The 19558-nt window shown below is 63.0% G+C and carries 23 protein-coding genes; 16 read left to right on the top strand and 7 right to left on the bottom strand.

Features of this window, described 5'->3' with window-relative positions:
• Positions 1–69: 69 nt before the first annotated feature.
• The 5 genes from V1280_RS06890 to V1280_RS06910 all read left to right on the top strand — a co-directional run bounded on the left by V1280_RS06890 (position 70) and on the right by V1280_RS06910 (position 5031).
• Positions 70–885 (top strand): sulfurtransferase/chromate resistance protein, encoded by an 816-nt coding sequence (locus tag V1280_RS06890; protein WP_334538211.1) that lies wholly within the window; start codon positions 70–72, stop codon positions 883–885.
• A gap of 49 nt (positions 886–934) precedes the next feature.
• Positions 935–1171, top strand: coding sequence for a hypothetical protein (locus V1280_RS06895; protein ID WP_334520835.1), 237 nt, complete (start codon positions 935–937; stop codon positions 1169–1171).
• A gap of 15 nt (positions 1172–1186) precedes the next feature.
• Positions 1187–2098, top strand: coding sequence for a DUF1259 domain-containing protein (locus V1280_RS06900; RefSeq protein WP_334520838.1), 912 nt, complete (start codon positions 1187–1189; stop codon positions 2096–2098).
• 486 nt (positions 2099–2584) lie between these two features.
• Positions 2585–4636: an acetoacetate--CoA ligase gene (locus V1280_RS06905; RefSeq protein ID WP_334520841.1), complete on the top strand. Its 2052-nt coding sequence runs from the start codon at positions 2585–2587 to the stop codon at positions 4634–4636.
• 92 nt (positions 4637–4728) lie between these two features.
• Entirely contained in the window at positions 4729–5031 is a 303-nt protein-coding gene (locus V1280_RS06910) for a hypothetical protein (protein WP_334520844.1), read from the top strand.
• A 6-nt stretch (positions 5032–5037) separates the two neighbouring features.
• Here the strand turns inward: V1280_RS06910 and V1280_RS06915 are convergent, their stop codons facing one another.
• Positions 5038–5274: a hypothetical protein gene (locus V1280_RS06915; RefSeq protein ID WP_334520847.1), complete on the bottom strand. Its 237-nt coding sequence runs from the start codon at positions 5272–5274 to the stop codon at positions 5038–5040.
• 337 nt (positions 5275–5611) lie between these two features.
• Positions 5612–5800, bottom strand: coding sequence for a hypothetical protein (locus V1280_RS06920; protein WP_334520849.1), 189 nt, complete (start codon positions 5798–5800; stop codon positions 5612–5614).
• 287 nt (positions 5801–6087) lie between these two features.
• On the opposite strand from V1280_RS06920, the gene V1280_RS06925 reads away from it, so the two are divergent.
• The 3 genes from V1280_RS06925 (at position 6088) to V1280_RS06935 (ending at position 7698) form a co-directional block, all read left to right on the top strand.
• Positions 6088–6675, top strand: a complete 588-nt coding sequence (locus tag V1280_RS06925; RefSeq protein ID WP_334520852.1) for a formyltransferase family protein — start codon at positions 6088–6090, stop codon at positions 6673–6675.
• A 182-nt stretch (positions 6676–6857) separates the two neighbouring features.
• Positions 6858–7208, top strand: a complete 351-nt coding sequence (locus tag V1280_RS06930) for a hypothetical protein (RefSeq protein ID WP_334520854.1) — start codon at positions 6858–6860, stop codon at positions 7206–7208.
• The gene (locus tag V1280_RS06935; protein WP_334520856.1) at positions 7153–7698 is read left to right on the top strand and encodes a hypothetical protein; all 546 of its coding nucleotides are present in this window, start codon (positions 7153–7155) and stop codon (positions 7696–7698) included. Before V1280_RS06930 ends, V1280_RS06935 begins: the two co-directional genes overlap by 56 nt.
• A 53-nt stretch (positions 7699–7751) precedes the next feature.
• On the opposite strand, the gene V1280_RS06940 is transcribed toward V1280_RS06935, so the two are convergent.
• Positions 7752–8150, bottom strand: a complete 399-nt coding sequence (locus V1280_RS06940; RefSeq protein ID WP_334520859.1) for a RidA family protein — start codon at positions 8148–8150, stop codon at positions 7752–7754.
• Between the two features lie 150 nt (positions 8151–8300).
• Here V1280_RS06940 and V1280_RS06945 point away from each other — a divergent pair, with 150 nt between their 5' ends.
• Together V1280_RS06945 and V1280_RS06950 are read left to right on the top strand one after the other, a co-directional pair.
• A complete protein-coding gene (locus tag V1280_RS06945) occupies positions 8301–9176 on the top strand; it encodes a DMT family transporter (RefSeq protein WP_334520862.1) in 876 nt (291 codons plus the stop codon).
• 212 nt (positions 9177–9388) lie between these two features.
• Positions 9389–10825: a caspase family protein gene (locus tag V1280_RS06950; protein ID WP_334520865.1), complete on the top strand. Its 1437-nt coding sequence runs from the start codon at positions 9389–9391 to the stop codon at positions 10823–10825.
• 54 nt (positions 10826–10879) lie between these two features.
• Here V1280_RS06950 and V1280_RS06955 read toward each other — a convergent pair whose 3' ends face one another.
• Positions 10880–11839 carry a LysR family transcriptional regulator gene (locus tag V1280_RS06955; protein ID WP_334520868.1) on the bottom strand — a complete coding sequence of 320 codons (960 nt, stop codon included), beginning with the start codon at positions 11837–11839 and terminating at the stop codon, positions 10880–10882.
• A gap of 124 nt (positions 11840–11963) precedes the next feature.
• On the opposite strand from V1280_RS06955, the gene solA reads away from it, so the two are divergent.
• From solA to V1280_RS06980, 5 genes are all read left to right on the top strand, one after another.
• Positions 11964–13133, top strand: coding sequence for an N-methyl-L-tryptophan oxidase (gene solA, locus V1280_RS06960; protein WP_334520871.1), 1170 nt, complete (start codon positions 11964–11966; stop codon positions 13131–13133).
• Positions 13134–13209: 76 nt separating this feature from the next.
• A complete protein-coding gene (locus V1280_RS06965) occupies positions 13210–14022 on the top strand; it encodes a transporter substrate-binding domain-containing protein (RefSeq protein ID WP_334520875.1) in 813 nt (270 codons plus the stop codon).
• A gap of 95 nt (positions 14023–14117) precedes the next feature.
• Positions 14118–14861, top strand: coding sequence for an amino acid ABC transporter permease (locus V1280_RS06970; protein ID WP_334520878.1), 744 nt, complete (start codon positions 14118–14120; stop codon positions 14859–14861).
• The gene (locus tag V1280_RS06975; protein ID WP_334520881.1) at positions 14858–15700 is read left to right on the top strand and encodes an amino acid ABC transporter permease; all 843 of its coding nucleotides are present in this window, start codon (positions 14858–14860) and stop codon (positions 15698–15700) included. Before V1280_RS06970 ends, V1280_RS06975 begins: the two co-directional genes overlap by 4 nt.
• 11 nt (positions 15701–15711) lie before the next feature.
• A complete protein-coding gene (locus V1280_RS06980) occupies positions 15712–16464 on the top strand; it encodes an amino acid ABC transporter ATP-binding protein (protein WP_334520884.1) in 753 nt (250 codons plus the stop codon).
• Between the two features lie 46 nt (positions 16465–16510).
• Here V1280_RS06980 and V1280_RS06985 read toward each other — a convergent pair whose 3' ends face one another.
• Together V1280_RS06985 and cysK are read right to left on the bottom strand one after the other, a co-directional pair.
• Positions 16511–16750, bottom strand: coding sequence for a BrnA antitoxin family protein (locus tag V1280_RS06985; RefSeq protein ID WP_334520887.1), 240 nt, complete (start codon positions 16748–16750; stop codon positions 16511–16513).
• Between the two features lie 3 nt (positions 16751–16753).
• Entirely contained in the window at positions 16754–17731 is a 978-nt protein-coding gene (gene cysK / locus V1280_RS06990; protein ID WP_334520890.1) for a cysteine synthase A, read from the bottom strand.
• A 236-nt stretch (positions 17732–17967) separates the two neighbouring features.
• On the opposite strand from cysK, the gene V1280_RS06995 reads away from it, so the two are divergent.
• Positions 17968–18186, top strand: coding sequence for a hypothetical protein (locus V1280_RS06995; protein ID WP_148777896.1), 219 nt, complete (start codon positions 17968–17970; stop codon positions 18184–18186).
• Between the two features lie 60 nt (positions 18187–18246).
• Here V1280_RS06995 and tgt read toward each other — a convergent pair whose 3' ends face one another.
• The gene (gene tgt / locus V1280_RS07000; protein ID WP_334520895.1) at positions 18247–19395 is read right to left on the bottom strand and encodes a tRNA guanosine(34) transglycosylase Tgt; all 1149 of its coding nucleotides are present in this window, start codon (positions 19393–19395) and stop codon (positions 18247–18249) included.
• Positions 19396–19558: the final 163 nt, after the last annotated feature.

Consider the following 19558-nt stretch of genomic DNA (forward strand, 5'->3'; position numbering starts at 1 on the left):
ACGGGGATTTGCGGTCTCCCCGCGAGGCGACATGCCCAAGAATCGCGTCCTGATCACCAAGGGCGCAGCATGTCATCGTATACCTCGATCTCCTCTGAAAAATTATCCCGCCTGATTGGCACGGCGAATGCGCCGACGCTCATCGATGTTCGCATTGATGAGGATTTTGCGGCCGATCCACGCTTCATCCCCGGTGCGGTTCGCCGCTCACACGTCGACGTGCAGGATTGGGCCTCCCGCGTGACCGGCCAATCCGTCGTCGTGGTTTGCCAAAAGGGTCTGAAGCTTAGCGAAGGCATCGGGGCGTGGCTCCGATGCAGCAACGTCGCCGCCGAGAGTCTTGAAGGCGGTCATCTCGCCTGGAAGGAAGCGCAGCTTCCGACCGTGCGGGTCGACAAGATTCCCAAGCGCGATGGACGCAGGCGTACCGTCTGGGTCACACGCTCGCGACCGAAGATCGACCGGATTGCGTGTCCGTGGCTGATCCGCCGCTTCGTCGACCCTACCGCCCAGTTCCTCTTTGTCACGGCGTCGGAGGTCGAAGCGGTAGCGGAGCGCTTCAGCGCCACGCCCTTCGATATTGAGAATGTGTTCTGGAGCCATCGGGGCGAACTCTGCACCTTCGACGTGATGGTCAAGGAATTCGGCCTGTCGACGCCTGCGCTGGAGCGGCTGGCGACTATGGTCCGCGCCGCCGACACGGGGCGTCTCGATCTGTCGCCGGAAGCACCGGGCCTGCTCGCCGCTTCGCTCGGTCTGTCGCGCATGTTCGACGACGACCTCGAACAGTTGAATGCAGGCCTGCTCGTCTACGACGCGTTCTACAGATGGTGCCGCGACGCGACCAAGGAGACGCACAACTGGCCCACCAACAAGGTGCGGTGAAGCCAAGGACAGGACGACTTCTGGGGCAGGGACAACCAGGAGACCGCAGATGCGAACATCATCGATCCATCGGGCAGTGCTCGTCGTGACGCTCGCGGCGGGACTCTCACCCGCCCGCGCTCTGACCCAGGAAGAGCTCGTCGCCAAGATCCAGGCGGCCGGATACTCGCAAGTCAGCGACGTCAAGTCGACCGCTGAAGGCACCACCGCGAAGGCGGTGAAGAACGGCAGGGAAGTGCGGCTCGTCGTCGACAGCGGCGGCCAGATCAAAGAACAAAAAAACTGAGGAAGGAGATTCGCGATGAGAACAGCAATCCTGGCCGTGATCGGCATCGGCGCGTGCATCCTGTCGGCGACTTCGGGACCGTTCACGGCGGCGGCCCGTGCGCAGAACGTCGACTGGCAGAAGGTCGACGATGCGCTCGGCCGCAAGCCCGCCATCTCGGACGACGTTCACCGCTACGGCTTTCCGCGCACGGACCTCGCGGTGACTCTGGACGGAGTGACGATCAAGCCGGCGCTGGCGCTGGGCGGCTGGGTCGCGTTCAAGCCCGCGCACGGCGGTGTCATGGTCATGGGCGACCTTGTGCTGCTGGAAACCGAGATCAATCCCGTGATGGCGAAGATGATCGCGAACGGTCTCGAAATCACCGCCGTGCACAATCACCTGCTGCGGGCAAGTCCGGCGACCTTCTACATGCATGTCGCCGGGCACGGAGACCCGGTCAGGCTGGCCTCGGCGATCCACGATGCGCTCGCCGAAGGCAAGACGCCGCTGACTGTCGCAGCGCCGGCCGGCCCACCACCGGCTATCGACCTCGATACCGCCAGGCTAGACCAGATCATCGGGATCAAGGGGCAGTCCAATGGCGGCGTCTACCAGTTCAACGTGAAGCGCCGCGACCCGATCATGCAAGAGGGTATGCCGTTGACTCCGGTTGGTCCGATGGGCGTCGCGATCGGCATCAATTTCCAACCGACCGGAGGAGGAAAGGCAGCGATTACGGGCGATTTCGTGCTGACCGGCGATGAGGTGAACCCGGTCATTCTTGCCTTGCGGGCGCACGGTATCGAGGTCACGGCACTCCATAGCCACATGCTGGACGAGCAGCCGCGGCTCTTCTTCATGCACTTCTGGGCGAACGACGACGTCGTGAAGCTGGCCGAGGGCTTACGTGCGGCGCTCGACAAGACCGCCAGCACGAAGAGTTGAGCCGACGTGTCAGCTTTCGTATGCTTGAGGGATCGACGCGTTCTGCCGGAGCCGCAGTTTCCGGCTTGGCCGGTGCTGTCGCGTCGGGTTGAGTTGCAAGCGCTTCGCGCATCCAGCGCGGCCAGTGCTCCAAATCCAATCCGGATTTCACCGGCGAACCAGCGTTGCTCGTTGCGAGGGACAATAGCGTTCCATTGATCATGGCAACTGCTCCAACATGAAAAAAACCCGCGGCGGATTTCTCCGCGCGGGTCTTACGAATTTCCGATATTGCCACTCTGCCAGTGTTTTGCCCGACGTGTCAAATCCGGATGACTGAGCGACGCACGGTCACCATATCGGTGGGCTGTACGCGTCGGACAAGTCCGAAAAGGACCTGCCTGGCAGCAACTGAAAAATGGCGAATGCTTTCAATGTCCCCGCTACTGTGCATGGGGTTGTTTTCGACATAAATTCCCCTTCCCCGCAATTTGAAGCCGATACAAAATGACCGCTCCCTTCGTCCCGCAGATCGCCCTCTACCGTAATTGGCTCGCCGCGCAGCGCGGCCTCACCTTCGCGAATTACGAGGAGATGCGACAATGGTCGGTGCGCGATCTCGACGGCTTCTGGCGCAGCATCTGGGACTATTACGATCTGCAATCGCCGACGCCGTTTACGGCCGTCATCACCGAGCGCAAGATGCCCGGCGCGGTGTGGTTTCCCGGCGCGCAGGTGAACTATGCGCGGCAGGTGTTCCGGCATGTCGACGCTGCGCATGCCGCCGGCCTGCCCGCGATCGTCAGCGGCGGCGAGGACGGCGAGCTTCACGAGACCAGCTGGCCGGAGCTCAAGCGCAAGGTGGCCGCGCTGGCGCTGCATCTGAAGGACAAGGACATCAAGCCGGGCGACCGCATCGCGGCCTATCTGCCCAATATCGCCGAAACCATCGTCGCGTTTCTCGCCAGCGCCAGCATCGGCGCAGTCTGGAGCGTCTGCGCGCCCGACATGGCCGCGCCCGCCGTGATCGCCGACCGCTTCAAGCAGATCGAGCCTAAGGTGCTGATCGCCTGCGACGCCGTCACCTATGCCGGGCGCAGGCATGATCGCAAGGACGTCGTCGCCGAACTGCGGCGATCACTGCCGAGCCTCGCACATGTCATCCTGCACAGCGACGCCGCCGCGGCTGCCGCACCGGACGCCCTGCTCTCCGACATCACCGCAAGGACGGGCACCGCGATCGATGCGTTCGAGCCGATATGGCTGCCGTTCGATCATCCGCTCTGGATCGTCTATTCCAGCGGCACCACCGGCCTGCCAAAACCGATCGTGCACGGCCATGGCGGCATCGTCATCGTGGTGCTGGCGCTGCTCGGCCTGCACAACGATCTCGGCTGCTCCTACCACGAGAACTCGTTCGGCGAGCGTTATCACTGGTACTCTTCGACCGGCTGGATCATGTGGAATTCGCAAGTGGGCGGCCTGCTCAGCGGCACCACCTGCTGCATCTTCGACGGCAGCCCGGGCGGCACCAAGGACAAGCCGGACTGGACCACGTCGTGGCGCTTCGTGGCGCAATCGAAGTCGACCTTCTTCGGCGCGGGTGCGGCGTTCTTCGCCAATTGCGCCAAGGCCGAGATCGATCTCACGGCCGCCGGCGATCTGTCGCGGCTGCGCTGCCTCGGCTCGACCGGCTCGCCGCTCAGCGCCGACACGCAAACCTGGTTCAACCAGCGCTTCGCTGGCTTGTCGAAAACCAACGGCAGCCAAGCGCAGGCCGATATCTGGTGGGCGAACATTTCGGGCGGCACCGATTTCGCCGGCGCTTTCATCGGGGGAAATCGCGAATTGCCGCAGACGCCGGGCGCGATGCAGTGCCGGCTGTTAGGCGCCGCCGTGGAAGCCTTCAGCGAACAGGGCCGCGCCGTGATCGACGAGGTCGGCGAGCTCGTCTGCACCGAGCCGATGCCGTCGATGCCGCTCTATTTCTGGAACGACAAGGACAACGCGCGCTATCTCGCCAGCTATTTCGAAACCTATCCGGATGATTTCGACGGCAGTGGCCGCGGGCCGGTGTGGCGCCACGGCGACTGGCTCAAGGTCAATCCGGACGGCTCCTGCGTGATCTACGGCCGCAGCGATGCCACCATCAACCGGCACGGCCTGCGCATGGGCACGAGCGAGCTCTATTCCGCGATCGAGGCGCTGCCGGAGGTGCTCGACAGCCTCGTCGTCGACCTCGAATATCTCGGCCGCGACAGCTACATGCCGCTGTTCGTGGTGTTGCGCGATGGCGTCGCCTTCGACGCCGCGATGCAGGCCAAGATCAACAAGGCGATCGAGGCCGGTCTCTCCCGTAGATTCCTGCCGAATGAGATTTTTGCCGTCGCCGAGATCCCGCGCACCCTGTCGGGCAAGAAGCAGGAGTTGCCGATCAAGAAGCTGTTGCTCGGCCAGCCCGTGGAGAAGGTCATCAACAAGGAAGCGATGGCCAATCCCGCCTGCCTCGACTGGTATCTCGCCTTCGCGCGCGACTATCTGGCGCGCACGGCGGCCTGATGGAAGATCGCCCCAATTGCGCCGATCCCGTTTGCACTCCGTTCACCGATCGCCGCTAGATCAGGCAGGATCTACCGCAACGAACAGCAGACATGGCCGACCTCAACGCCGTCCTCTCCAGGCTCAACGACCGCCTGCTCCGCCTCGAAGGCGAGCTGTTCGTGCTGCGCTCGCTGGCGCGCGCGACGCTGACGGCGGGCGACGACCACGCCGCGCGGATGCGCAAGCTGGTCGAGGCCGCCAAGGTCGCGCTCGACGACGAGGCCAAACGCGAGCTCGACAAGCCGACGCGCAAATATGTCGATGCGGCAACCGCGCTGGTGGAGGAATTGCTGGAGGAGCCGACCCCGGCGCGGCCGCTGTTCACCGTGATCGACGGCGGCCGGCGCGACTGAGCAGCGTCAGCGGAACCGCGTCGGGCCAAGCTCGGGCGCATCCACCGCGAGCCTGGCCAGTCCGGCCTCGATGATCGCGATCTCCTCTTCGATCTTGCCGATCGGCAGGCTGTAATCGTAGCTGCCTGACCTGCTCTTCAGATCGACCGCAAGCCGCTGCCTGTGCATCATCAGCTCGTCGAGGCCACGGCGGTTCTTCAGCCGCACGTAGGCGTCCACGATCTGCTCAATGGCGTTCGGCATGAAATGGGTCCCGGCAAAAATGCCCGCGGCGCGCGCACCCGCGCCGTCGGGGCATTTTTGGTGTCGCGGTACGCAATACAAATCCGCGACGGATTCGTCGATACGACAGCGAGGTTGAGAACGTGTTACCGTTCGATGATTTCACGACACGCGGCATGAAAAAGCCGCTGGCAAGTAGGCCAGCGGCCAAAGCCGGGTTCGAAAACGGATTCGGAATCAAATGTCGCCAGCCCCGGTAGGGTGAAATTCTAACGGCGAGGCGGATTCCGTCTGTTCGAAATGAAACACAGGAACCGTCGCATCGACGATTTGCCGCAGGTGGTGCCCCGCGGCAACGCTAGTCGGTCACGCAAAAATACTTTCTCGGCAGCCTGCGATAGGCGCTGTAGCGGTAATACGGCCTGTAGGCATAGCCGCGGTAGAGCGCCGGCGGCTCCTCGCCGTAATAGGCGCCGTGGTAGAAATTGTAGATCGTGCCTTCCGCGCAGCGATAGGCATCCCAGGTCGGGCCGATGACGGGAGCCACCCCGTTCTCGGGCGGAACTGCCGGGTAAGGTCCGCCGGCATGGGCCGGAGCGACCGCAATCAGGACAGCAAGAGGGACAAACCACGCGCACCGCATGCGCTCGCTCCGGGCAGGTCGCAATGCGCCCATGGAAGCACCGGAACGGCCGGCAACGCAATCGCCGCGTTCCTCGCTCCCTGCGCACCTTGCGCATTGTTGATAACCGCCGCAAACGCCGCGCGGGTGGTGACAGGACGGCCTGACGTGTTATCGGGGGATGACGCAGCTGCGAGACGGATCAGACACCCATGCGCATTACCCTCGTCGGCTCCCGCCATTTCGGCGTGACCACCCTGAACATGCTCCGCGAGCACGGCGTCGGGGTCGTGCGGGTCGTGGTGGCCGACGCCGATGACCGCCTGGCCGCGACTGCCAAGGCCGCCGGCATCGAGGTAGCTGTGCAGGCCAATCCCAAGCTGGTGGTGGCCTCCGAGATCGCCCCTGACACCGACCTGATCATCACCGCCCACAGCCACGCCCGGATCGGCAAGGACGCGCTGGCAGCGAGCAAGCTCGGCGGGATCGGCTATCACCCCTCGCTGCTGCCGCGCCATCGCGGCAAGGCTGCGGTGGAATGGACCATCAAGGAAGGCGATCCGATCGCCGGCGGCACGATCTATCACCTCGCTGATCGCATGGACGCCGGCGCCATCGCCGCCCAGGACTGGTGCTTCGTCAAGGACGGCGAGACCGCCCGCGAACTCTGGGAGCGTGCGCTGGCCCCGCTCGGCCTCAAGCTGCTGGCCGACGTGATCGATTACGCCAAGGTCCACAAGGCCTTGCCGTCGAAAGCTCAGGACGAGCAGTTCGCGACCTCGGCACCAAGTCTGTCGTGAGTCGCTGCTCGCGTTAACGATTAACGTGAAGCCGCATTGATTCTGCTTCGAAAACTGAAACCGGAAACGCAAATAAACCATTGTTTCCACAGGAACAATTTTCGACTTTGCGTCGCACCAAATTTCCGTCACATTTCGTCTGAATAACGACAACATATCAGACATATTCAAGGACGGAATTCATGCGTTTTGACCGCATCGCGGCGTTCTGTGCCGCTTCAGTTATTATTGCCACTCTCGCTGCCCCGGCGGTCGCGCAGACCCCCTATGACGGCAACTGGCAGGTCACCATCGTGACCAAGACCGGCACCTGCGAGCCGACCGCAAGCTCCATGCTGACGGTTGCCGACGGCAAGATCACCGCACCCGGCGCTAACGTTTCCGGCACCATCGGCAGTGGGGGACTTGTGAAAGTTTCGATCAATGGTGCATATGCCAACGGTCAACTCAGCGGCAACGCCGGATCGGGGAAGTGGAATGGAGCATCTGCAGGTATACCGTGCAGCGGGCGGTGGGAAGCATCGCGCCAATAAGCTATTCGGGACTAACCTCCTCAACCGGCGGCTGCTCATGGCGGCCGCCGTTTTGTTTGTGACAGCTGTTGCCAGCTCGGAGAGCAAGGCTCAGTCCGGCCCCTTCGCGCCACTGGCGGGAAGCTGGAGCGGCGGCGGCACCGTCACCCTGGATGACGGCTCAACCGAGCGCATCCGCTGCCGGGCCAAGTATGCGCCGATCGGTCCCACCATGGAAATGTCGCTGACCTGCGCCAGCGATGCCTACAAGTTCAACCTCGGCGCCAACGTCAGAGCCGAAGGCAGCGCCATCACCGGCAGCTGGAGCGAGGCCAGCCGCAATATCAGCGGCTCGCTGCAGGGCCGCGGCGCCGGCGGAAGCTACGAGCTGGTCGCCTCGACCGCCGGTTTCAATGCCAACATCTCGCTGCGGACGTCTGGCAATAAGCAGAACGTGACGATGCGCGCGGACAGCCAGTTCCGCGGCGCCAACATCTCGTTGTCGAAGTAAGACATAGCGGTGACACGACAGTCGATCCGGCGCCCGCGCCGGATCGATTTTTTTTATGCGCCCGGCACGAACGCCGTGACCTCGATCTCGACCTTGGCGCGATCGTCGACGAGGCCACCGATATAGAGCAGCGTGGAAGGCGGGAAATTGCGCCCGAGCGTCTCCTTCCAGGCCGCACCGATGCCAACGCGGGCGACCTCATATTCGCTGCGGCTGGTCAGATACCAGGTCAGGCGGACGATGTGCTCGGGGCCGGCGCCGGCCTCCGCGAGAAGCTTGATGATCCGCTTCAGCGCGGTCGCGACCTGGGCGGCCATGTCGGGCTCGTAATTGCCTGCCTCGTCGCCGCCGGTCTGCCCGGCCAGCACGACCCATTGGCCCGGCCCCTCCGCCACCACGCCATGTGAGAAGCCGCGCGGTTTCTTCCATTCGGCCGGCTGCAGGATGCGCATGAGCGGAGATCTCCCGATTTTCTTGTTGATCGCCGAAGCCTTAGCACGCCGTCCTGCAACGCTGCACCCGCAGATTTGGCCGTTGCAAACCGCGGTGATGTCGCCGATACCGGCCCTCCCCTCAGGATCAATTCTCCCGCACCCTGCCCGATGAGCACGACACCGTCCAAAACGATGGCTGCATTCTGGATGGCCGGCTGGCTGTCGCTGACACTGGTCATGGCGGTCGCGGGGCGCGAGGCCGTGCGCGAGATGAACGTCTTCCAGGTGATGCTGGTACGATCGCTGCTCGGCCTCTGCATGCTCTATCCGATGATCCGGCGCGCCGGCGGCTACGGAACGCTCAGGACCGCGCGCCTGCCCCAGCACGTCGCCCGCAACCTGATCCACTACGTCTCGCAACTCGGCTGGTTCTTTGCGCTGACGTTGATTCCGATCGGCCATGTGGTGGCGATCGAGTTCACGATGCCGATCTGGACCGCGATCCTCGCCGCCAGCTTCCTGTCCGAGCGCATGACATCATGGAAGATCGCCGCGATCGTGCTCGGCCTCGTCGGCGTGATCGTCATCGTGCGGCCCGCGACCGGCGAGATCAATCAGGGCCAATTGATCGCACTCGGCGCCGCCATCGGCTTCGGCGTATCCATGGCATTGGTCAAGTCACTCACCCGTACCGAGAGCGCGCTGGCCATCCTGTTCTGGATGCTGGTCGTGCAGTCGGTCGCGGGCTTCCTGCCGGCGCTGTACGTCTGGGCCTGGCCACCCACCTATGTCTGGGGTTGGGTGGCCGTCATCTCGATCTGCGGCACTTTCGCGCATTACTGCCTCGCCAGCGCGATGCGCTACGCGGACGCGACCGTGGTGGTTCCCATGGACTTCTTGCGGGTCCCACTGACCGCCACGGCCGGCTGGCTGCTCTATTCCGAGCGGCTGGACGCCTGGACCGTGCTCGGTGCGGCCCTGATCCTGTTCGGCAACCTCCTGAATCTAAAGCCGGCCGCGGCGATTCCGGCCCGCGTGCAGTGAACCGGCGCACGGCCTGAGGCGACAAATCAGAGTGGTCGAGCGTGATTTGGATCACGTTGGAGAGCACTTCCATCGTGCACACTCGGTCGCAGAGCAACGGGTTGGGTGAGTTGGGTGTACTGTCGTTTTTGCTAGCGCGAAGCCGGGCGCTTTCGTGTAAATTCGACACCGATTTGTTGCTGCCTGTCATTCGATTCTGTTGGGGATTTCAGATGCGCACTCTCACCATCATCGTTTCGCTGATGTGCATGGCGCTGTCGGTCAGCGCCGCCAAGGCCGATCGCCGCGTCGCCTTCGTCGTCGGCAACGGCGCCTACAAGAACGTCGCGCAATTGCCGAACCCGCCGATCGACGCCAAGGCGATGGCATCGACGCTACGCAATGTCGGTTTCGAAGTGATCGAGGGATCCAACCTCACGCGTGACCAGATGACCGAGAAGCTGCTCGACTTCGGCCGCAAGGCGCAGGGCTCCGACGTCGCGGTGTTCTATTATGCCGGTCACGGCATCGCCGTCGGCGGCAGCAACTATCTCCTGCCCGTCGATGCCGACATCAAGTCGGAGATGGACGTCAAGCTCGGGGCCGCTATCAACATCGACCTGACGCTCGACCAGACCATGGGCGATGCAAAGGTCAAGCTGGTCTTCCTCGACGCCTGCCGCGACAATCCCTTCGCCGCCAAGATCAAATCGAACTCGGCGACCCGAAGCGTCAACGTACAGAGCGGCCTCGCCGAAATGAAGTCCGGCGAAGGCACGCTGATCGCGTTCGCGACCGGCCCGGGCCAGACCGCGCTCGATGGCCAGGAGGGCAACAACAGCCCGTTCACCCGCGCGCTGATCGACAACATCACCAAGCCCGGTGTCGAGATCCAGCAGGCGATGACGTCGGTGCGCGCCCAGGTCAATGAAGAGACCCACAAGGGCCAGCTGCCCTGGGGCCACACCAATTTGATCGGCGCCGTCTATCTCAACCCGGTGCAGCAGACCCAGCAGGTCGCCAACGCGGCACCGACCGCCTCGAGCACTACGCCGGTGGCTGCGGCCAGCGGCAGCTCCGACGGCGTCGAGCTCGAATACTGGCGCTCCGTGAAGGAAACCAACAAGCCGGAAGAGCTCAACGCCTACCTCTCCGCCTATCCGAACGGCCAGTTCAAGGCGCTGGCGCTGGCGCGGCTCGCCACGATCCAGAACGGTCCGTCGACCACGACCCGCAACCTCAATGCCGGCGTCGATCCCGCGACCTTCACCGACGACGCCAGCCAGCTCACCGAGGACCAGATCGGCCTCGACAAGGGTCAGCGCCGCGACGTGCAGCGCCGCCTCAACGGCCTCGGCTTCGACACCAAGGTGACCGGCGCGTTCAATGACGAGACCCGGATCGTGCTCAAGCGCTGGCAGGCGGCCCGCGGTTATCCGTCGACGGGCTTCCTCAACAAACTCCAGCACAAGGCCCTGCTCGCAGAGATCGTCGCCTCGACCACGACCGCAAGCGATGACAGCGCGAAGCCGGCCCGGCGCGCTGCGCCCGCGAGCAGCGGCGGTGGTGGCGGTGGTGGCGGTGGTGGCCACCGCGGCGGCGGCGATGCCGGCGCGGCCTTCATGGGCGGCGTGGTCGGCGGCATGATGGGCGGCATGTTCCGCCGCTAAGACGAGACCAGATCGCAAACACAAAAGCCCGGCTCGCGCCGGGCTTTTTCGTTGCTAATAGTTTTGGGTGAACCAGGGCACAAGCGTCCGGATGCGCGGCATGGCCTGGGTCGTAATGCTCGACCGAGCCATCTCTGCGATGCGCGGCGCCAGAGACGAGAGATCTCCACGGCGGGTCACCAGAAGCAGCTCTCGAAAAAATCCAGGGCCCGGCAGAGGGAGAGCGCTGACCTGAGCTGCGTGAGCGAGCCCCTGCAACAAACACAGCGGAGTCGTGATCGCCACACCCATCCCGGTAGCGACCATGGCGACCAGGCTGTCCGAGGTGTCAAACTCAAAGGCCCGCGGCGGGCGAATACCCATGCGGCTCAGATGACGCTCGACCTGAGCCCCCGCATAGGAACGCTCGCTGTACCGGACCAGGCGATGTCGAGCGAGGATCTCCCGCAGATCAAGGCCGGAAAATTCGGCCTCCATGCCGCGCGGCACTACCAGCAGATTTGGCTCGCGATAGAATGGGAAGCGCTCGACATCATACAGGTCATCCATCGCATCGCATGTGATCGCGGCGTCGATCTTGCGACTCATCAGCGCCTCAGCATGCGAGTGAGCGAGGCCCGACCATGCGGACAGACTCAGTGCGATCTCGCCCGTCATGAGCTCTTTAACGAGGTGCGCGCCGACCGTGGCAGCATAGGAGTCGACGAGGCCGAGTCTCAGATCGACCCGTTCGGACTGTTCCGCCGCGACCCGGAGCGCGCTGAGAAGCGCATCAAAGTCGCGGTTCAGATCGAGAACGCGGCTTGCGAGGATGCGCCCCGCCCGGGTCGGCGTGAGCGGCCTGCGCGTACGATTAAAAAATGCGACGCCGACCGAGGCTTCGGCACGCCGCACCGCCTGCGATACCGCGGATTGCGTCATCCCGAATTGGCGGGACGCTTCGAGCATGCTGCCGGAGTCCGCAACCGCAGCGACAATCTGCAAGCTGCGCAGGTCTGGAATGGGTGACGCCATGTCATAACTTAAGCAAAAGTCATGTAAGTATGCAAATTCCCTTAATTATAAGAATTATCCTTGTCGATGAGCTGATCAAGAGGGCAAGCTCCGCATCATCCTAATAATTGAGCAGCTTCAACTTATGCACGAGCGAGCGGATATTCTGGTAATCGGCCTCGGTGCTATGGGCAGCGCGACGCTCTATCAACTGGCCAAGCGAGGGCTCAAGGCGGTCGGCCTCGATCGTTTTGCCCCTCCCCACATGATGGGATCCAGCCACGGCGAAACCCGCATTACCCGGCAGGCCGTCGGCGAAGGCCGCGATTACGTACCTCTCGTGCTGGATTCGCACCGGATCTGGCGCGAGCTCGAAGCCGAGGCATCCGACCAGCTCCTAAACCCGTGTGGCCTCGTCGTGATGGCACCCGGTGTTGGCGAGACATCGCACCACGGCAAGCCGGATTTCGTCGCACGTTCGATCAGGGCTGCCCGTGACTTCGGCATCGCTCATGAGGTGATTGACGGGCAAGAAGTGGCTCATCGCTTCCCGCAGTTCTTGAACCTCGAGGGTAACGAGAAGGCCTATTACGAGCCCGGCGGAGGATACGTTTTTCCGGAGCGCTGCATCAAGGCGCAATTGACGCGCGCGGAGCAACTCGGAGCGGTGATCCGCACGGGGGTCGAGGTTCTCTCGCTCGCACAGACTGGCTCCGTGGTTCGGGCGGAAACGTCCTCAGGCACATTCGAGGCGGCCCAGGTGGTCGTGACGGCCGGCGCCTGGAATGCCCACCTGCTCGGCGCACCCTTCGATCGTCTGCTCACGGTGAAGCGTCAGGTGCTCCATTGGTACGAACTCGAGGATACCAGCGCGTATCGCGCCAACGCCCCTGTGTTCATCTGGATGCATGGCGCGACGGATGTCGACTATCTCTATGGCTTCCCGCCCCTGCCCGGCGATCGTCGCCTCAAGGTCGCGACCGAGCAGTATGAGACCAGTACGACAGCCGACACCATCGATCGCACCGTCGATCCGGCCGAGTCCGCCAAGATGTACAGCAAGCACGTCAAAGGGCGGCTCGCCGGCGCTACGCCCCGTGTCGCGCATGCGGCCGCCTGTCTCTACACGGTAACTCCCGATCGCGGCTTCATCATCGACCGGCATCCCGAGCAAGACAGGGTCCATGTTGTCTCCGCGTGCTCAGGGCATGGCTTCAAGCACTCCGCGGGCATTGGAAATCTCGTGGCCGGCATGGTGGCCAACGGCCGAAGCTCAATCGACCCCACTCCTTTCTCCGTGTCCCGATTTTCGTGAGGCATGGCACGAACTTTGTAACGCGAAAAACTACGTGCGACGCGTGTCGTGATTGCAATCCTGGAGGTGTCATCCGATGAGAAATTTGGTCCGTTCCATGATGACAGGCGCGGCGGCGCTGCTGATGCTTGGCAGCGCGCAGGCCGCTGATGGCGTCGATGCCATCAAGCAGCGCGGCACGCTGAACGTCGGCGTCAAGGCCGACTACAAGCCGTTCGGATATCGCGATCCCGCGGGGACTATCGTCGGCATTGAACCGGATCTTGCCGCCGACATTGCCAAGCGCCTCGGCGTCAAACTCGAGCTCGTCCCTGTCGCGGCCTCGAACAGAATCGAGTTTCTTCAGCAGGGAAAGATTGATCTGCTGATCGCGACCATGTCGGACAGGCCGGAACGCCGCCGCGTCGTTCAAGCCATCGAACCGCTTTATTACTCGGACTACGTGAACATACTTCTCAACAAGAAGGCCGGCATCAAGGATTGGGCCGACCTCAAGGGGAAACCCGTGTGTGCAACGTCGGGGGCCTGGTACAACAAGGATATCGCCAAATCCTACGGCCCTGAAATTGTTGCGTTCGACGGCTCGGAGAAGCCTCTGTTCGCCATGAAGCAGGGCAACTGCATCGGCTATGTCTACGATCAGACCTTTCTGCAAGGCAAACTGATCGAGGACGAGTGGAAGGCGGATTACGATCTGCCCCTGAAGGGTGTGCTGCCTTCGCCATGGATGATCGCCGTCGCGCTCGAGAACACCAGTCTTCAGAAGCTGCTCGAAGACACGACGAAGGACTGGATGAAGACCGGCTTCATCGTGGACGCGGAAAAGAAATGGGGCATTGCTCCGACCGAGTATTCGGTTTCGATGCATGCGCAATACAAGGACAAATAGACAGATGAAGCGGAGCGCCGGATCAGTCTGGCGCTCCGAACAGGTCGAGCCCATGCACTACGAGGCATCGCCTCAACAGCTCGGTGTCGCGCAACATGCAAGCAATCGGCAACTGGTTTCAGCGGCTCTATGAGACGACAGGGCTGAATTTTACGGTCTTCTACGACGCCTACGACTGGGACCGCTATTTCTCCGGGCTCAAGATGACGCTGCTTTTGAGCGTCACGACCATTCTGCTGAGCCTTATCATCGGCGCTCTCGGCGCCTTGACCCAGGGCAGTCCATCCCGGCTGTTGCGGCTCTGCGTCAATGCGTTCGTCGTGGTGTTCCGCAACACCCCGCCGCTGGTCCAGCTTTTCTTCTTCTATTTCGGCCTCGGCACCATGCTCCCGGCCGTCGAGACGGCGGGCATGCGTGTTCCCCTGCTGAACAACGTCCAGTGGGCGATCATCTCGCTGTCACTGTTTGCGGCCGCTTTCAATGTCGAAATCTTCCGCTCCGGCATCGAAGCGGTGCCGAGAACGACATTGGAGGCCGCGGAGGCGCTCGGATACACGCGTTTCAAGGCGTACATCCATATCGTCTTCCCGCTGGCGATTCGCGTCTGCCTTCCAGCGCTGAACAACAACCTCGTCAACCTGCTCAAGACGACCACACTGGCCTACGCGATCGCCGTTCCCGAAACACTGTACGCGGTCAAGCAGATCTGGTCGGAATCGCAGAACGTCTTCGAGATGATGATGGTCCTGCTTGCGACCTACGGCATCCTTGTCGGCATTCTCGTCTGGCTGATGCATCGCTGGGAGCGGGCGATGCGCATTCCCGGATATGCGCGATGAGCAAAGCCGAGCCCGGGCACAGGCTTGCCGTCCTTCTGCCATACCGTCTCGCGCCGACCCGGATCTCCGTTCGGATCAGTCCACTGTCCGCCGCGATCCTCTGTTTCTGCGCCATCATGGCTGCATCCACTGCGTGGGCCCAGAGCGGACCGCCGATGCTGTCGCCGCTGCAGGTCATCCTGAAATGGTCGCCGCTCCTGTTGCGGGGCTTCGCCTTCAACATCCTGATCTCGCTGCTGGCCATGCTGCTGGGGACCGTCGCCGGCCTTGGCCTGGGCCTGGCCTTGTTGTCGGAGTTCCGGCCCCTCTCCGCTATCAGCTGGCTCATCACGCAATTCTTCCGCAACGCGCCCTGGCTGGTGTTGCTGTTCTTCGTGATGTTTCTGGTGCCTTTCCAGGTCATCATGTTCAAGACAACCATCCCCTTGCCGGACTGGATCAAGGCCACAGTCGGCTTCGCCTTGCCCGTCATGGCAAACGTCGCCGAGGTCGTGCGTGGTGCCGTTCGCTCGATTCCGTCGACACAATGGGAGGCTGCGGAATCGCTCTCATTCACGCGACGCCAGACCATGTGGCTGATCATGCTGCCGCAATGTATCAAGCGAATGCTGCCGCCCTGGATGAATGTCTATTCGCTGGTCGCAATGTCGACGGTCCTCGCATCGATCGTCGGTGTTTCGGAGATGCTGACGCTGACGGCGCAGGTGCACGCTGCCGAGGGCGGCAGGCCGGAACTGTTCGCGCCGCTCTACGGCTTCGCGCTGCTGTGCTTCTTTCTCTATTGTTATCCGATCAACCTCTGGACCGCTCGGCTCGAGCGTCGGTTCCGCGTGCGCTGAGGGAGAAGAGCATGGCCACGAGCTGGACTCCGGATCAGCCCATCGTTCAATGCGTCGACGTCAGAAAGTCCTTTGGCGCTCTCGAAGTCCTGAAAGGCATCAGCCTCTCGGTCAAGAAGGGTGAGGTGATCTGCATCATCGGCCCGTCGGGATCGGGGAAGTCCACACTGATCCGCTGCATCAATGCACTTCAGCCGATCTCGTCCGGCAGCATTCAAATCGAAGGCATCGAGGTCACCGATCCCAGGCTCGACAAGCTGGCGCTTCGCCGCAAGGTCGGGATGGTATTTCAGCAGTACAATCTCTTTCCGCACAAGACTGCGCTGCAGAACGTGATGATGGCGCCGATCCATGTTCTCCGCCAGGATCGAGCCGAGGTCGAAACGCGCGCCCGGGCGCTGCTCGCCAAGGTGCGGCTCGCTGGGAAGGAGGACAGCTATCCCGGCGAGCTCTCCGGCGGACAACAGCAGCGCGTGGCGATCGCCCGCTCACTGGCGATGCGACCGGACATCATGCTGTTCGACGAAGTGACCGCAGCCCTCGATCCGGAAACGGTCAAGGAGGTCCTGGTCACCATCCGGGAGCTGGCCGAGGATGGGATGACCTGCATCCTCGTCACCCACGAAATGAACTTCGCGCGCGAAGTCGCCGACCACGTCTACTTCACCGATCGCGGCGTGATCGTCGAGCACGGCCCTCCGGAGACATTGTTCACGGCGGCCAAGGACGAGCGAACCCAGCGGTTCCTGTCGCAGGTCCTCTGAATTCGCAGGTGAGCCGGTTTTTGGACGCCCCGATCTGGCGCTGGCGCTACTTCCCTGCCGCCTTGCGCAGCGCCTCGTTGATGCGGTCCTGCCAGCCGGGGCCCCCCTGCTGGAAGAACTCCAGCACGTCCTGATCAATGCGCAGGGTGACCTGCTCCTTGATCCCCGGCGCGACGTTCGGCTTCGGCGGCGCCACGGCGACCTTGGCGGTCACCTTCTTGAACGCTGCCTCGGCCTCCGACCGCGCATCGCCCAGCGTGCGCGGCCGTCTCGGTTGATCCGCCATCTCTCAGATTCCTTCAAACAGAGCCGTCGAAAGATACCGCTCGGAGAAGGACGGCACTATAGCCAGAATGGTTTTTCCCGCAGCTTCCGGCCGCTTGCCGATCTGAAGCGCAGCCGCAATGGCGGCGCCTGAGGAGATGCCGCCCGGAATGCCCTCATGCCGCGCCAGTGCCCGCGAGATCTCGATCGCCGTGGTCGAGTTGATCTTCACGATCTCGTCGATCACGGAGCGGTCGAGAATGTCGGGCACGAAGCCCGCGCCGATGCCCTGGATCTTGTGCGGCGTGTGCTGGCCGCCTGACAGCACCGGGCTCTCCTCGGGCTCGACCGCAACCACGCGCAGCGACGCCTTGCGCGGCTTCAGGACCTGACCGACACCGGTGATGGTGCCGCCGGTGCCGACGCCGGCGACGAAGAAGTCGATGTTACCAGCGGTGTCGTTCCAGATCTCCTCCGCGGTGGTGCGGCGATGCACCTCGGGATTGGCGAGGTTCTTGAACTGCTGCGGCATCACCGAGTTCGGCGTCGTCTTCAGAAGTTCTTCCGCCGCGGCGATCGCGCCTTTCATGCCTTGGGCGGCCGGCGTCAGCACCAGCTCGGCACCGAGAAAGGCGAGCATCTTGCGCCGTTCGATCGACATGGATTCCGGCATCACCAGCTTCAGCCGATAGCCGCGCGAGGCGGCGACGAACGCGAGCGCGATGCCGGTATTGCCGGAGGTCGGCTCGATCAGCACCGTGTCGGGCTTGATGATGCCGGCCTTCTCCATGGCGATGATCATGGCCGCGCCGATGCGGTCCTTCACGCTCGCGGCCGGATTGAAATATTCAAGCTTTGCCAGAATGGTCGCATTGACGCCGTGCATGCCCGGCAACCGGCGCAGGCGGACGATCGGCGTGTCGCCAAAAGCCTCGACGATCGAAGAGTAGATCCGGCCGCGGCCGGGTTGGTGCGCTGCACCCGTGTTGGACGATGCGTCCATGATGAACTCCCTGTGACGACAGTTTGTGCCTCTATCGCAGCTCTTCCGCAGTTACGGACAGCTTGCGACGACACGCAAGCGACAATGCTGCACACGTTAAGTACGCTGCATCGCAAAATCGCGTGAGCTTTAATTATCAGAAAACCAACGCATTTGTGTTGCGACCTCGTCAACTGATTCTGCTTATGTTAGACCTAGGTCTCAAAGCAGGGGTCTAAAGCAGGGAGGTCACCACGATGTCAGCAGTCGCTGAAGTGTTGTCGACCGTAGTGCCGAAGCGCGATCCGCGTTGCAGCGAGTTGCCTACCTGTCCCGTGTGCGCCGATTCCATGATCGCCGCTGAAGCTTCCGCCTACGTCTCGGACCACGTGATCAGCTATCTCTGGACCTGCGACACCTGCGGCTACGGCTTCGTCACCAAGCATGCTGTCAAACAGCGGCTGGTGTGTAATTGAGCGTTATTGTTTGAGCATGATCTTGTCGGAAAACCGCTTCACACTTTTCCGGATCATGCTCTAGCGCGGGGCGATGTCGCCCCTCGCCCAATCCTCGCGCGTACGCCGATAGAACTCGTCGAACGTTCCCTGTGCGATCGCGTCCCTGATGCCCTGCATCAGGAACTGGTAGTAGGCGATATTGATTTCAGACAGCAGCATCGCCCCCAGCGTCTCGCCGGCCTTGACGAGATGGTGCAGGTAGGCGCGCGCGTAATTGCGCGCAGACGGCCATGAGCTCTCTTCGTCGAGTGGACGCGGATCGTCGGCGTGGCGCGCGTTGCGCAGATTGACCTGGCCGAAGCGCGTGAAGGCGACGCCGTGGCGGCCATTGCGGGTCGGCATCACGCAATCGAACATGTCGATGCCGCGCTTCACCGCCTCGAGAATGTCGTCGGGCGTGCCGACACCCATCAGATAGCGCGGCCGGTCGGTCGGCAGCGCCGGCGCGGTCTCGTCGATCATCGCCAGCATCACCGCCTGCGGCTCGCCAACGGCAAGGCCGCCGATCGCATAGCCATGGAAGCCGATCTCGACGAGGCCCTGCGCGCTGGCATGGCGCAGCTGAGGGATGTCGCCGCCCTGCACGATGCCGAACAGCATGTAGCCGTCGGGCGCGCTCTCGAAGGCCCGCTTGCTTCGCTCGGCCCAGCGCAGCGACAGAAGCATCGCGCGTTCGATGTCGTCGCGCTCCGCCGGCAGCCGCACGCATTCGTCCATCTGCATTGCGATGTCGGAGCCGAGCAGGCGCTGCACCTCGATCGAGCGCTCCGGCGAAAGTTCGATCTTGGCGCCGTCGATATGCGAGCGGAAGGTGACGGCGTGCTCGCTGATCTTCCGCAGATCCGACAGCGACATCACCTGGAAGCCGCCGGAATCCGTCAGCATCGGCCCGTTCCAGCCAGTAAATCTCTGCAGGCCGCCGAGGACGTTGATACGCTCCGCGCCGGGACGCAGCATCAGGTGATAGGTATTGCCGAGCACGATGTCGGCGCCGGCATCGCGCACCTCGCGCCAGTGCATGCCCTTCATGGCGCCGGCGGTGCCGACCGGCATGAAGGCCGGGGTCCGCACCACGCCATGGGGCGTGGTCAGGCGGCCGGTGCGCGCGGCGCCATCGGTGGCGAGCAGCTCGAAATGATTGGGTAGACCGGTATCAGCAAGACTCATGGCGGTGCTTATTGCGTGTCGGGACATGTCGATCAACCCGCCCGGACCGCGATGCCCCAGACTGGGACACCGCTGACGCGGACGTGATACCGGTCACGCTTGATCAATAAAACGATACAGTATAGTTTCGTAGTGGGGGCTGGACGAGATGCCGTGGCAAACT

The sequence above is a fragment of the Bradyrhizobium sp. AZCC 2230 genome (genome assembly GCF_036924495.1).
Lineage (GTDB): Bacteria > Pseudomonadota > Alphaproteobacteria > Rhizobiales > Xanthobacteraceae > Bradyrhizobium > Bradyrhizobium rifense.